The organism is Thauera aminoaromatica S2, assembly GCF_000310185.1.
Lineage (GTDB): Bacteria > Pseudomonadota > Gammaproteobacteria > Burkholderiales > Rhodocyclaceae > Thauera > Thauera aminoaromatica.
Map to the genome: position 1 here is coordinate 20,572 of NZ_AMXD01000027.1, position 13,674 is coordinate 34,245.

Here is a 13,674-nt window from a genome sequence, read left to right on the forward strand (position 1 = left end):
CCTGCGCGTCCTTCAGTCCGTACCGCCCGCGGGCGCCGGCAGTCGCCGCAGCCACAGCGCGCAGGCTCCGGTGAACAGCACGCACAGCCCCACCAGCGCGGCCACGCCCGCCCATCGCCAATCGGCCCAGGCCGTGCCGGCAAGGCTGCCGAGCACGCTGGCGCCGAGGTAGTAGCTCGACAGATAAAGCGCCGAGGCGAGTGCGCGCCGTTCGCCGGCGCGCCGGCCCACCCAGCCGCTGGCGAGGGCGTGCGCCGCGAAGAAGCCGAAGGTGAACACGCCGACGCCGGCGATGATCAGCCACAGCGGCCGCGCCAGGGTGAGCGCGAGCCCGGCGCCCATCACCGCGACCATCGGCCACAGCACCTTGCGCCGGCCGCGGCGCTCGGCGAGGCGGCCGCTCGCCGCCGAGGCCCAGGTGCCGACCAGGTAGAGCAGGAAGATCGCGCCGATCGCGCTCTGGCCCAGCCCGTAGGGCGGCTCGAGCAGGCGGAAGCCGAGAAAGTTGTACAGCCCGACGAAGCCGCCCATGGCGAGGAAGGCGACCAGGAAGAGCGCGGGCAGGCCGGGATCGCGGTAGATCGCCAGCGTGTCCGCGAAGATCCGCGCCGGCGTGGCGGCGCGTGCGCGGAAGTTGCGCGAGGCCGGCAGGCGGCGCCAGAACACCAGTGCGGAGACCGCCCCCAGCACGCCGATCATCCCGAGTGCGACCCGCCAGGAGCTCCAGTCGGTCAGCAGCGCGGCGACGAAGCGTCCGCTCATGCCGCCGAGGGCGTTGCCGGCAATGTAGAGCCCCATCGCGCGTGCCTGCGCGCCGGGGGCGATCTCCTCGCCGATGTAGGCCATGGCGGCGGCGGGGAGCCCGGCGATGACCCCGCCGAGGAGTGTGCGCAAGACCAGCAGCGAGCCGTAGTCGGGCGCAAAGGCGGTGGCCAGCGCGAACAGGGCGGCGATCACAAGCGCCGCCTTCATGACCTGCTGGCGGCCGAGGCGGTCGGCGAGCACGCTGGCCGGAATCAGCATCAGCGCGAGTCCGGCAGTGGTGGCCGACACCGTCAGGCTGGCACTCGCCGCACCCACACCGAATTCGGCAGCGAGCAGGGGCAGCAGGGGCTGGGTGCTATAGACCATGGCGAAGGTCGCGAAGCCGCCGACGAACATCGCCAGGTTGGCGCGGCGGTAGCCGGGCGTACCGGCCTCGAGCTGGTCGGGCGAGGGGCCGGGACGAGCGGCGGAGTGTGCGGGCATGGCGTAGCGGTGGCGATAGGCCGAGCGGATCTGCAGCGATCTTAGGATGGCGCCGAACCCATCGTCCAATATATTCTGAACACTTGATCCATATATGGAAATGAATGATGGAGCTGCGCCACCTGCGCTATTTCATCGCCGTCGCCGAGGAACTCAACTTCACCCGCGCCGCGACACGCCTGCACATCGGTCAGCCGCCGCTGTCGATGCAGATCCGCGACCTGGAAGAGGAGATCGGCGTGCGCCTGTTCGAGCGCGGCCCGCGCAGGGTTGCGCTGAGCACTGCAGGGGAGCGCTTCCTGCTGCACGCGCGCCGCATCCTCGACGGGGTGGAAGAGGCCGTGGCCGAAGCCCGCCGTGCCGCGCGCGGGGAGCTGGGCGAGCTGCGCGTCGGCTTCACCTCCTCGCTGCCCTTCACGGACCTCCTCCCCGATGCACTCAACGCCTACCGCCGGCGCTTCCCGCAGGTGCGCCTGCAGTTGCGGGAGATGTTCACGCCGGAGCAGTTCCAGGCCCTGGTAAGCGGAGAGCTTGACGTCGGCTTCGTGCGCCTGCAGGCAGGGACGCCGCCGGCGGGGATCGTGCTGCGCGAGGTCGCGCGCAATCCGCTGCGCCTGGTCGTGAATGCCGCCCACCGGCTGGCGGGCGCTGCGCAAGTGCACCTTGCCGAACTCGCCGGAGAGGACTTCATCAGCTTCCCGGCCGACGTCGGCACAGACTTGCCCGGCGTGCTGCGTGCGCTGTGCCGGCAGGCGGGATTCGAACCGCGCATCGTGCAGACCGCGCGCGAGGCCACGACCCAGATCGGCCTGGTGGCCGCCGGGCTGGGCGTGGCGGTGTTGCCGGCGCCGCTCGAGTCGGTGCGGATCGCGCGCGTGCGCTACCTGGCGCTGGCCGAGCCGGAGGCGCAGTTCCGTCTTGCGCTGGCGATCCGGGAGGGCGAGCCGGTGCCCACGCTTGGCGGCTTCCTGGAGGTGCTGGAGAGCCTGCGCGCGGGCGAGCCGCCTCTCGCGCTCAGTGTCCCGCGCCAGTGAAGAAGCGCTGGCGGGTCTCGCCGGGCAACTCCATGCCGGTGTTGCGCGCGCGCTGCAGCAGCTCCCAGTAGTAGCGGTAGGACGCGCGGTCGTGCAGGCGCCCCTGGTGGCGGATCGGGCCCCAGGCATTGTCCTGCGCGGCGCACAGGATCGCCGCGGCTTCCTCGACCTCGGAGAAGTCGGGCTGCATCGCCGCGATGATCGGCAGGATCTGGTTGGGGTGGATGCTCCACATGCGCAGGAAGCCGAACTCGCGCCGGGCGCGCTCGGCGTCGTTGCGGATCACGGCGACGTCCTGCAACTCGGTGGTGACGTTGTGCGAGGGCACCACGCCGTTGGCGAGCGCGGCGGCGGCGATGTCGGCCTTGGCGCGCACCACCAGCGGGTGCTCGAACTGGCCGGGGCTCTTCATGGCGTTGCCGGGAATGGCGCCGTGGTGGCCGGAGACGAAGTCCATGAGGCCGAAGTCGATCGACTCCACGCCGTCGAGCGCGGCGATCTCCCAGGCCTCGCGCAGCGCGCCGTGGGTCTCGATGAGCACGTGTACGGGCAGGGCGCGCTCGAGGCCGCAGGCGGCCTCGACGCGGCGCAGCCCGCGGATCTGTTCCGCGGCATCCGCGGCCGAGCGCACCTTGGGGATCGTCACGAAGGCCAGCCTCCGGCCGGCGCCGCCGACGAGGATCTCGAGGTCACGCTGCCAGTGCGGATGGGTGACGTCGTGGATGCGGGCACCCACGCGGCCGAAGTGGTTCTCCGCGCCATTGACCACCTCGACCACCATCTGCGCATGCTCGGCCTCGGCGCCAGCCTGGGCGCCGTCCTCGCAGTCGCAGGTGAGGTCGAACACCGGGCCGAGCTCCTGCTGCAGCTTGAGCGCCTTCATCATGAGCTTCTCGGCGCCGGCGTAATGGTCGACGGCGGGCAGGGCAGGGAAGGGCTTCTCGCCGGCGAACAGGACTTGGGCGGGGTGAAGCGACATTTCGGGCTCCTCGGTTGGGGGGGCGGTTCGGCGGCCGCAGGGCGGGCAGTGCGCGGGGCTCCGGCGCGGCGCGGAAATGAAAAAGGCCACGGATTCTACCCCGTGGCCTGTCGCGAGGGCGGCACGCGGCCGCCCGCAATCGCGTCTTACTTGAGCATGTCGGCCACGGCCGCGCGCTCGTCCTCGAGTTCCTTCAGGGTGATGGCGATCTTCCCCTTGGAGTACTCGTCGATCTCCAGACCCTGGATGATCTTGAACTGGCCGCCCTTGCACTCGCAGGGGAAGCCGAACACGACGCCCTCGGGGATGCCGTAGGAGCCGTCGGACGGGACGCCCATGGTGACCCAGTCGTTCGAGCCGAGTACCCAGTCGTGCACGTGGTCGATGGCGGCGTTGGCGGCCGAAGCAGCCGACGACAGGCCGCGGGCCTCGATGATGGCGGCGCCGCGCTTGCCGACGGTGGGCAGGAACACGTCGTTGTTCCAGGCGTGGTCGTTGATCAGCGCCTTGACGCTGTCGCCGTTCGACTCGCAGAAGCGGTAGTCGGCGTACATCGACGGCGAGTGGTTGCCCCACACGACCATCTTCTTGAGCGAGGACACTTCACGGCCGGACTTGGCGGCGAGCTGCGACAGCGCGCGGTTGTGGTCCAGGCGCAGCATGCCGTGGTAGTTGTTCGGGTTGGTGCGACCGACCTTGATGGCAGCGGCGCGTGCAATGTAGGCGTTGGTGTTGCAGGGGTTGCCCACGACCAGCACACGCACGTCTTCCTTGGCGTTCTCGGCGATGGCCTTGCCCTGGACGGTGAAGATGGCGCCGTTGGCGGTCAGCAGGTCGGCACGCTCCATGCCGGGGCCGCGCGGACGGGCGCCGACCAGCAGGCACACGTCGGCGTCCTTGAATGCGACGTTGGGATCGTCGGTGGCGATCATGCCGGCGAGCAGCGGGAAGGCGCAGTCTTCCAGCTCCATCATCACGCCCTTGACGGCCTTCTGGGCCTGGGGCAGGTCGAGCAGCTGCAGGATGACGGGCTGGTCCTTGCCCAGCATTTCGCCGCTGGCGATGCGGAACAGCAGGCTGTAGCCGATCTGGCCGGCGGCGCCGGTGACAGCGACGCGCATGGGGGCTTTGCTCATGTGATTACTCCCTCGAGTGAGACGGTCGTATTAAGGTGCTGGAAACCTGCCCGGCACCGTCGCGGCACCCGCAGGCGGGATCGTCGCGGGAGCTGGCGCGGCGCCCCCCCGCGTGCGCGAGGACCAAGCTGGGCGCCGGCATACTAGACCGGGCTTGAATGCCTGTCAAATGCCATCTTATATCTTATATAAGACACAAGACCAAAGATAGACGTTTGCGAAAATTTATGCTCCAATGCGCGCATGTCGCAGGAGTCGCCTACCTTCAGTCCGCTCTATCGCCAGATCAAGGCCCTGATCCTTCAGGCACTTGAGGCTGGGGAATGGCGTCCCGGCCAGGCCATTCCGAGCGAGCAGGAACTCGCCGCGCGCTTCAACGTGTCGCAGGGCACCGTGCGCAAGGCTATCGACGAGATGGCAGCCGACAACCTGCTCGTGCGCAAGCAGGGGAAGGGCACCTTCGTGGCCTCTCACAACGATCCGCGCGCGCTCTTCCGTTTCCTCCGCCTCGTGCCGGTGGATGGTGACCTCTCGCCTCCGCAGAGCATACCGCTGGATTGCTGGCGTGCGAAGGCCGGGCAGGAGGCTTCGCGCATGCTCGCGATCGAGCCCGGCGCCCCGATCATCATCGTCCGCCGCTTGTTGAAGTTTGCCGCCCGACCCGTCGTCATCGACGAGATCTATCTGCCCGGCGAGGTGTTCCAGGGACTCAGCGCCGAGACCCTGCAGGGCTGGAACGGTTCGCTCTACAGTCTCTTCGAGACCCGCTTCGGCGTGCGCATGATCCGCGCCCAGGAGCGCATCCGCGCGGTCGCCGCCGACCGTGGCGCCGCCGAGGCGCTCGGCGTCCAGGAAGGCACGCCGCTGCTGTCGGTCGAGCGTGTCACGTACACCTATGGCGATCGGCCCGTGGAGTGGCGTCGCGGGCTGTATTCGACGGCGGAACATTTTTATCTGAATGAGCTGAATTGAGGGGCGCGCATGGGCTGCAGGCCGGGACCGGCGCTATAATTTTCCGTCTTTTTTCGGAGTCCGCGACGGGGGTCGTCGCACATGCAGAGGGGAGTCTTCATGTCAGAAGTAACAGCGCGCAAACCAAGGCCGAAGTACCTGGCCCTCAACGAGATCCGGCTGCCGTTGCCGGGCATCGTCTCGATCCTTCACCGCATCAGCGGCGTCGGCATCTTCCTGATGTTGCCTTTCCTGTTGTACCTGCTCGATCGCAGCCTCGGCTCTCCGGAGACCTTCGAGACCTTCGCCGCGGTGGTCGACAACTGGTTCATCAAGCTCGTCCTGTTCGGTCTGCTGTGGGCCTACCTGCATCACTTCTGTGCCGGCATCCGCTTCCTGCTGCTCGACCTGCACAAGGGTCTGGAGCTCGAGGAAGCACGCAAGTCCTCCAAAATCGTTCTGATCGTGAGCCTTACGCTCACCTTGATCATCGGGGTGGTCCTATGGTGAAACAGCGTACCGTCGTCGGCGCGCACTACGGTCTGAAGGACTGGATCGCGCAACGCGCCACCGCCGTCTACATGGCGGCCTACACCATCATCTTCGCGCTCTGTGCGTTCAGCCTGCGCGAGCTCAACTACCAGGAATGGTCCGGCCTGTTCTCGCACGGCTTGTTCAAGTTCCTCAGCTTCCTGTTCTTCCTGTCGGTCTTCTATCACGCCTGGATCGGCATCCGCGATCTCTGGATGGACTACATCAAGCCGAACGGTGTGCGCCTCGCGCTGCACCTGGTCACCATTTTCGTGCTCGTCGGCTATGCCGGCTGGGCAGCCCAGATCCTGTGGAGGCTTTAAGCGTGAACGTCGCGAAGCGTACCTTTGATGCGGTCATCGTGGGCGCCGGCGGTGCCGGCCTGCGCGCGGCCCTGCAACTCTCCGAAGCCGGCCTCAAGACCGCCGTGCTGACCAAGGTGTTCCCGACCCGCTCGCACACCGTTGCGGCGCAGGGCGGCGTCGCCGCCTCGCTGGGCAACTCGACCGAGGACAACTGGCACTGGCACATGTACGACACCGTCAAGGGGTCGGACTGGCTGGGCGACCAGGATGCCATCGAGTTCATGTGCAAGAAGGCCAACGAGGTCGTCATCGAGCTCGAGCACTACGGCATGCCCTTCGACCGCACCGACAACGGCAAGATCTACCAGCGTCCGTTCGGCGGCCACTCGATGAACTACGGCCAGGCGCCGGTGATGCGCTCCTGCGCGGCGGCCGACCGTACCGGCCACGCCATGCTGCACGCGCTCTACCAGCGCAACGTGCGCGCCAACACCCAGTTCTTCGTCGAATGGATGGCGCTCGACCTGATCCGCGACGCCGATGGCGACGTGCTCGGCGTCACCGCGATGGAAATGGAGACCGGCGAGGTCTCGATCTTCCACGCCAAGGCCACCATCTTCGCCACCGGCGGTGCCGGCCGCATCTACTATTCCTCGACCAACGCCTTCATCAACACCGGCGACGGCGTGGGCATGGCGGCGCGTGCCGGCATCCCGCTCGAGGACATGGAGTTCTGGCAGTTCCACCCCACCGGCGTTGCCGGCGCGGGCGTGCTCATCACCGAAGGCGTGCGCGGCGAGGGCGGCATCCTGCGCAACGCCCAGGGCGAGCGCTTCATGGAGCGCTACGCGCCCAACCTCAAGGATCTCGCCTCGCGCGACGTGGTTTCGCGCGCGATGACCACCGAGATCAACGAAGGTCGTGGCTGCGGTCCCGACAAGGATCACGTGCTGCTCGACATCACGCACCTTGCGCCCGACACTATCATGAAGCGCCTGCCCGGCATCCGCGAGATCGCGATCCAGTTCGCTGGCGTCGACCCGATCAAGGCGCCGATCCCGGTCGTGCCGACCTGCCACTACCAGATGGGCGGCATCCCGACCAACTACAAGGGCCAGGTCGTGGTGCCGAAGGACGGCAACCCGAACAGCCCGGTGGCCGGCTTCTACGCCGCGGGCGAGTGCGCCTGCGCCTCGGTGCACGGCGCCAACCGCCTCGGCACCAACTCGCTGCTCGACCTGCTGGTGTTCGGCAAGTCGGCGGGCGAGACCGTGGTCGAGGACTTCCAGTCCGGCCAGCTCAAGCTCAAGCCGCTGCCGGCCGACGCTGCCGACGTCTCGCTCGCCCGCCTGGCCCGCCTCGACGGCCAGACCAACGGCGAGAGCGTGTTCGACGTCGGCCTCGAGATGCGTCGCACGATGCAGAAGCACGCCGGCGTGTTCCGCTTCGACAACCTGCTCAAGGAAGGCGTGCAGAAGATCGGCGAGGTCGCCGAGCGTGCCAAGCGCACCCAGATCGCAGACAAGTCCAAGGTCTGGAACGTCGCCCGCATGGAAGCGCTCGAGCTCGACAACCTGATCGAGGTCGCGCGCGCCACCATGGTCTCGGCCGAGGCCCGCAAGGAATCGCGTGGCGCCCACGTGCGCGACGACGCGCCGGATACGGCGGAGAACCCCAACGGCCGCGACGACGCCAACTGGCTCAAGCACACCCTCTGGTATTCGGAAGGCAATCGCCTCGATTACAAGCCGGTGAACCTGAAGCCGCTGTCCGACGACGTCGAGCCGATCGCGCTCGCCAAGCGTACCTATTGAGCGTCCGGGAGAAAAAATTCATGAGCAAGCGTACCGTTCATTTCAAGATCTACCGCTACGATCCGGACAAGGACGAGAAGCCCTACATGCAGGACATCTCGGTCGAGCTCGAGCCGTCCGACAAGAAGCTGCTCGACGCGCTGGTCCGCCTGCGCGCCAAGGATGACTCGATGTCCTTCCGTCGTTCCTGCCGCGAGGGCGTGTGCGGTTCCGACGCGATGAACATCAACGGCAAGAACGGCCTGGCCTGCCTGACCGACGTTGACAGCCTGCAGCAGCCGATCACGCTGCGTCCGCTGCCTGGCCTGCCGGTCATCCGCGACCTGATCGTGGACATGACCCAGTTCTTCAAGCAGTACCACTCGATCAAGCCCTACCTGGTGAACAACGATCCTCCTCCCGAGCGCGAGCGCCTGCAGTCGCCGGAGGATCGCGAGGAGCTCAACGGGCTCTACGAGTGCATCCTGTGCGCGTGCTGCTCCACGTCCTGCCCGTCGTTCTGGTGGAACCCCGACAAGTTCGTCGGCCCCGCCGGCCTGCTTGCGGCCTACCGCTTCCTCGCCGACACCCGCGACCAGGACACCGGTGCGCGCCTCGACAACCTCGAGGATCCGTATCGCCTGTTCCGCTGCCACTCCATCATGAACTGCGTCGATGTCTGTCCGAAGGGTCTCAACCCGACCCGCGCGATCGGCAAGATCAAGGACATGATGGTCCGCCGTGCGATCTAAGGGCGGGCTCAGTCGATGACCATCAACAGGGGGCGCGTGCGCTGGCAGTGCCGGAGGGCGCTGCTCGAGCTCGACCTGGTGTTCACGCGCTTTCTAGAGCGGCATTTCGATCGTCTCACCGACGATCAGCTGGCGGATCTGGACGACCTGCTGCGCTGCGACGACTATGACATCTGGGCGTGGGTCAATGGCAGCAAGGCATGCGAGAACGACCGCTGGAAGGAGATGATCGGACTGCTGCGTCAGGGCTGACGCGGCAGTATCGGTCCTACAAGAGACCAAAGGCAGTTAAACCGGCAAGTAGAAGGGACGATCTATGAGCACTGAACGCACTGCAACCCTTACCGTCGATGGCAAGACCGTCGAATTCCCGGTCATGACCGGCACCCACGGCCAGGACGTCATCGACATCCGTACCCTGGGCGGCAAGACCGGCCTCTTCACCTACGACTCCGGCTTCCTGTCGACTGCGAGTTGCAAGTCGAAGATCACCTTCATCGACGGTGACAAGGGTGAGCTGCTGTACCGCGGCTACCCGATCGAACAACTCGCCGAGAAGTGCAACTTCCTGGAGGTCGCCTACCTCCTGAAGAACGGTGACCTCCCGAACGCTTCGCAGAAGACCACGTTCGAGAACACCATCAAGAACCACACGATGCTGCACGACCAGATGACGAAGTTCTACTCTGGCTTCCGTCGCGATGCGCATCCGATGGCGGTCATGGTCGGTGTGGTCGGCGCGCTTTCCGCCTTCTACCACGACGCGATGGACTTCTCCGACGCCGAGCACCGCAGCGTGTCGATCAACCGCCTGATCGCCAAGCTGCCGACGATCGTCGCGATGGCCTACAAGTACAACAAGGGCGAGCCCTTCATGTACCCGCGCAACGACCTCGACTACACCGCGAACTTCATGCACATGATGTTCGGCACCCCGTGCGAGAAGTACGAGCCGAACCCGGTGCTGGTGCGTGCGCTCGACGTGATCTTCACGCTGCACGCGGACCACGAGCAGAACGCCTCGACCTCGACCGTCCGCCTCGCCGGCTCCTCGGGTGCGAACCCCTTCGCCTGCATCTCGGCGGGCATCGCCTGCCTGTGGGGCCCGGCGCACGGCGGCGCGAACGAAGCCTGCCTGAACATGCTGGAAGAGATCGGGGATGTGTCTCGCGTGGGCGAGTACATCGCGCGTGCCAAGGACAAGAACGACAGCTTCAAGCTGATGGGCTTCGGTCACCGTGTCTACAAGAACTTCGACCCGCGCGCGAAGCTGATGCAGAAGGTCTGCAACGAAGTGCTGACCGAACTCGGCCTCGAGAACGACCGACTCTTCAAGCTGGCGATGGAGCTCGAGAGGATCGCGCTGGAAGACCCGTACTTCGTGGAGAAGAAGCTCTACCCGAACGTCGACTTCTACTCGGGCATCGTGCAGAAGGCGCTCGGCATCCCGACCTCGATGTTTACCTGCATCTTCGCGCTCGCCCGCACCGTGGGCTGGATCACGCAGTGGGAAGAGATGATCACCGATCCGGAGTACAAGATCGGCCGTCCGCGCCAGCTCTACGTCGGCACCGCGCGTCGTGACGTGCCGGCGCTCGCGCAGCGTCCGTAAGAGACGATGAAGAGGGGTTGCAGGATCCGCCGCGACTGACGGTGACGGGGTGGTTGCGCGTGCGCGGCCATCCCGTTTTTCCATCGGCATCGACGCGTCGGCTGCACTCCCGCACCCGAAAACAGGGCAACAGAACACCACAGGTGCTTATCCCATGATGAAGCAACTCGAACAGACTTCGCACTTGTTCGGCTCGAACGCGCCGTTCATCGAAGAGCAGTACGAAAACTACCTCGCCGATCCGGCCTCGGTGTCCGCCGAGTGGCGCGAATATTTCGACAAGCTGCAGGCTCAGGTCGGCGCTGCCGCGCGCGACGTGCCGCATGGTCCGGTCATTGCCGCCTTCGAGCAGATGGCCAAGCGCGGCCCGGTGCGCACCATCGTCACCGCCGGCGAGGACAAGCAGCAGGTCTCCGTGCTGCAACTGATCAACGCCTACCGCTTCCTCGGCAACCGCTGGGCCAACCTCGATCCGCTCAAGCGCACCGAGCGCCCGCAGATCGCCGAGCTCGAGCCGTCCTATTACGGCTTCACCGAAGCCGATCTCTCCAAGAGCTTCAACGTCGGCTCCTTCCACGGCTTCAGCACCGAGCGCGCCACCCTGCGCGAGATCCTCGAGGCGCTGCGCCAGACCTACTGCGGCTCGATCGGCGCCGAGTACATGTACATGACCGACATCGGTCAGAAGCGCTGGATCCAAAGCCGCCTCGAGAGCCTGCGCGGTACGCCGAAGTTCTCGGCGGAGATGAAGAAGCGCATCCTCGAGCGCACCACCGCGGCCGAGACCCTGGAGCGCTATCTGCACACCCGCTACGTCGGCCAGAAGCGCTTCTCGCTCGAAGGCGGCGAGTCGGCCATCGTCGCGATGGACGAACTGATCCGCGTCGCCGGCAGCCTGGGTGTGCAGGAAAGCGTGATCGGCATGGCCCACCGCGGCCGCCTCAACGTGCTCGTCAACACCCTGGGCAAGTCGCCCTCGATGCTGTTCTCGGAGTTCGAGGGCAAGGCCGCGGCCGACCTCACCGCCGGCGACGTGAAGTACCACATGGGCTTCTCGAGCGACGTGATGACCCCGGGCGGCCCGATGCACCTGACGCTCGCGTTCAACCCCTCGCACCTCGAGATCATCAACCCGGTGGTCGAGGGCTCGGTGTATGCCCGCCAGGTCCGTCGCGGCGACGCCGACAAGAAGCAGGTGCTGCCGGTGCTGATCCACGGCGACGCCGCCGTGGCCGGCCAGGGCGTTAACCAGGAAATGCTCAACTTCTCGCAGACTCGCGGCTACGGCACGGGCGGCACGGTGCACCTGGTCGTCAACAACCAGATCGGCTTCACCACGTCCGACCCGCGCGACTACCGTTCCTCGCTTTACTGCACCGACATCTTCAAGATGGTCGAGGCGCCGATCTTCCACGTCAATGGCGACGATCCCGAGGCCGTGGCCCTGGTCACCGCGCTGGCGGTCGAATTCCGCCAGGAGTTCAAGAAGGACGTCGTGGTCGACATCATCTGCTTCCGCAAGCTCGGCCACAACGAGCAGGACGAGCCGATGGTGACGCAGCCGTTGATGTACCGCACCATCCAGAAGCACCCCGGCACCCGCAAGCTCTACGCCGAGCGCCTGGTCGCCGAGGGCACCCTGAAGGCCGAGGAGCCCGACCAGATGATCGCCGAGTACCGCGAGCATCTCGACAAGGGCCAGCTGCTCTACAACCCGGTGCTCTCCGGCCACAACCGCCAGTTCGCCGCGGACTGGACGCCCTACATCAAGCAGCCCTACACCGACGAGTGCGACACCACGGTGCCGGTGCAGGAGATCAAGCGCCTGTCCGAGCGCCTGAGTACCATCCCGGCGAACTTCACGCTGCACTCGCGCGTCAAGAAGATCATCGACGACCGCGCCGCGATGGGGCGTGGCGAAGCGCCCTTCGACTGGGGCATGGGCGAGAACCTGGCCTACGCCAGCCTGCTGGCGCAGGGTTACGGCGTGCGCCTCTCCGGCGAGGACGTCGGCCGCGGCACCTTCTTCCACCGCCACGCCGTTCTGCACGACCAGAAGCGCGAGCGCTGGGACGAGGGCATCTACAAGCCGCTCGACCACATCCAGGACGGCCAGGCCCGCTTCCAGAGCTACGACTCGGTGCTGTCGGAGGAAGGCGTGCTCGCCTTCGAATACGGCTACGCCACGACCGAGCCCAACGAGCTCGTCATCTGGGAGGCCCAGTTCGGCGACTTCGTCAACGGCGCCCAGGTGGTGCTCGACCAGTTCATCAGCTCGGGCGAGGCCAAGTGGGGTCGCCTGTGCGGTCTCACGCTGATGCTGCCGCACGGCTACGAGGGCCAGGGCCCCGAGCACTCGTCCGCCCGTCTCGAGCGCTACATGAACAACGCTGCCGAGCACAACTGGCAGATCTGCGTGCCGACCACCCCGGCGCAGATCTTCCACCTGCTGCGCCGCCAGGCGATCCGCAAGGTGCGCAAGCCGCTGATCATCATCACGCCGAAGTCGCTGCTGCGTCACAAGGAGGCGATTTCCTCGATCGAGGAACTGGCCAACGGCAGCTTCCAGACGGTGATCCCCGAGGTCGAGAAGCTCGACGCCAAGAAGGTCAAGCGCGTGGTTCTGTGCCAGGGCAAGATCTATTACGAGCTCCTCGCCCATCGCCGCGAGAACAAGATCACCGACACCGCGCTGGTCCGCATCGAGCAGCTCTATCCGTTCCCGACCGAGGCCTTCGCCAAGGCGATCGAGCAGTTCCCGAACGCCAAGGAGATCGTCTGGGCCCAGGAAGAGCCGCGCAACCAGGGCGCGTGGTACTGGCTCGCCTCGCGCCAGCACCTGGTCAACGTGCTCGGCACCAAGCGCCGTCTGCTGCTGGTGAGCCGCCCGGCCGCCGCCTCGCCCGCGGTCGGCTACTACGCCAAGCACAACGCGCAACAAAAGGCGGTCCTCGAAAACGCCTTCGGTCCGATCCAGGACACCACGCCGCAGTCCCCGCACTGAAAAATACCTAGGGAGAGAAATCCATGCTGATCGAAGTCAAAGTACCGCAGCTGTCCGAGTCGGTTTCCGAAGCCACGCTGGTCACCTGGCACAAGAAGGAAGGCGACGCGGTCGCGCGCGACGAGAACCTGATCGACATCGAGACCGACAAGGTCGTGCTCGAGACCCCGGCCCCGGCCGACGGTGTGCTGGTGAAGATCATCAAGCAGGGTGGCGACACCGTGACCTCGGGTGAGCTGATCGCCCAGATCGACACCGAAGCCAAGGCCGCCGCCGGCGCCGCCGCCGCGGCTCCGGCCGCAGCCCCGGCTGCCGCCGCACCCGCCGCC

The 13,674-nt window shown here is 66.5% G+C and carries 13 protein-coding genes; 10 read left to right on the forward strand and 3 right to left on the reverse strand.

Annotated features, from left to right (window positions below):
* Positions 1-12: 12 nt before the first annotated feature.
* Positions 13-1,161, reverse strand: coding sequence for an MFS transporter (locus C665_RS06475; protein WP_040828685.1), 1,149 nt, complete (start codon positions 1,159-1,161; stop codon positions 13-15).
* A gap of 194 nt (positions 1,162-1,355) precedes the next feature.
* On the opposite strand from C665_RS06475, the gene C665_RS06480 reads away from it, so the two are divergent.
* Positions 1,356-2,282, forward strand: coding sequence for a LysR substrate-binding domain-containing protein (locus C665_RS06480; protein WP_004303346.1), 927 nt, complete (start codon positions 1,356-1,358; stop codon positions 2,280-2,282).
* Here the strand turns inward: C665_RS06480 and C665_RS06485 are convergent.
* Both C665_RS06485 and C665_RS06490 read right to left on the reverse strand, forming a co-directional pair.
* The gene (locus tag C665_RS06485; protein ID WP_004303348.1) at positions 2,263-3,261 is read right to left on the reverse strand and encodes an HpcH/HpaI aldolase/citrate lyase family protein; all 999 of its coding nucleotides are present in this window, start codon (positions 3,259-3,261) and stop codon (positions 2,263-2,265) included. The two genes, C665_RS06480 and C665_RS06485, sit on opposite strands and share 20 nt — an antisense overlap.
* A gap of 146 nt (positions 3,262-3,407) precedes the next feature.
* Positions 3,408-4,397: a malate dehydrogenase gene (locus tag C665_RS06490; protein WP_004303349.1), complete on the reverse strand. Its 990-nt coding sequence runs from the start codon at positions 4,395-4,397 to the stop codon at positions 3,408-3,410.
* A gap of 243 nt (positions 4,398-4,640) precedes the next feature.
* On the opposite strand from C665_RS06490, the gene C665_RS06495 reads away from it, so the two are divergent.
* The 9 genes from C665_RS06495 to C665_RS06535 form a co-directional block, all read left to right on the forward strand.
* Positions 4,641-5,369 carry a GntR family transcriptional regulator gene (locus tag C665_RS06495; RefSeq protein ID WP_004303350.1) on the forward strand — a complete coding sequence of 243 codons (729 nt, stop codon included), beginning with the start codon at positions 4,641-4,643 and terminating at the stop codon, positions 5,367-5,369.
* Positions 5,370-5,468: 99 nt separating this feature from the next.
* Positions 5,469-5,858, forward strand: coding sequence for a succinate dehydrogenase, cytochrome b556 subunit (sdhC, locus tag C665_RS06500; protein ID WP_012585559.1), 390 nt, complete (start codon positions 5,469-5,471; stop codon positions 5,856-5,858).
* On the forward strand, positions 5,852-6,202 hold the full coding sequence (sdhD, locus tag C665_RS06505; RefSeq protein ID WP_004303354.1) for a succinate dehydrogenase, hydrophobic membrane anchor protein: 351 nt from the start codon (positions 5,852-5,854) through the stop codon (positions 6,200-6,202). Before sdhC ends, sdhD begins: the two co-directional genes overlap by 7 nt.
* A gap of 2 nt (positions 6,203-6,204) precedes the next feature.
* Positions 6,205-7,998, forward strand: a complete 1,794-nt coding sequence (sdhA, locus tag C665_RS06510) for a succinate dehydrogenase flavoprotein subunit (RefSeq protein WP_012585557.1) — start codon at positions 6,205-6,207, stop codon at positions 7,996-7,998.
* Between the two features lie 20 nt (positions 7,999-8,018).
* Positions 8,019-8,729 carry a succinate dehydrogenase iron-sulfur subunit gene (locus C665_RS06515; protein ID WP_004303359.1) on the forward strand — a complete coding sequence of 237 codons (711 nt, stop codon included), beginning with the start codon at positions 8,019-8,021 and terminating at the stop codon, positions 8,727-8,729.
* A gap of 15 nt (positions 8,730-8,744) precedes the next feature.
* Positions 8,745-8,981 (forward strand): FAD assembly factor SdhE, encoded by a 237-nt coding sequence (locus C665_RS06520; protein ID WP_004303361.1) that lies wholly within the window; start codon positions 8,745-8,747, stop codon positions 8,979-8,981.
* A 64-nt stretch (positions 8,982-9,045) separates the two neighbouring features.
* Positions 9,046-10,341: a citrate synthase gene (gene gltA / locus C665_RS06525; RefSeq protein ID WP_004303363.1), complete on the forward strand. Its 1,296-nt coding sequence runs from the start codon at positions 9,046-9,048 to the stop codon at positions 10,339-10,341.
* Positions 10,342-10,495: 154 nt separating this feature from the next.
* Entirely contained in the window at positions 10,496-13,345 is a 2,850-nt protein-coding gene (locus tag C665_RS06530) for a 2-oxoglutarate dehydrogenase E1 component (RefSeq protein ID WP_004303366.1), read from the forward strand.
* 23 nt (positions 13,346-13,368) lie between these two features.
* Positions 13,369-13,674: biotin/lipoyl-containing protein (locus tag C665_RS06535; protein WP_004303367.1), on the forward strand; the 306-nt coding region annotated here is incomplete at its 3' end.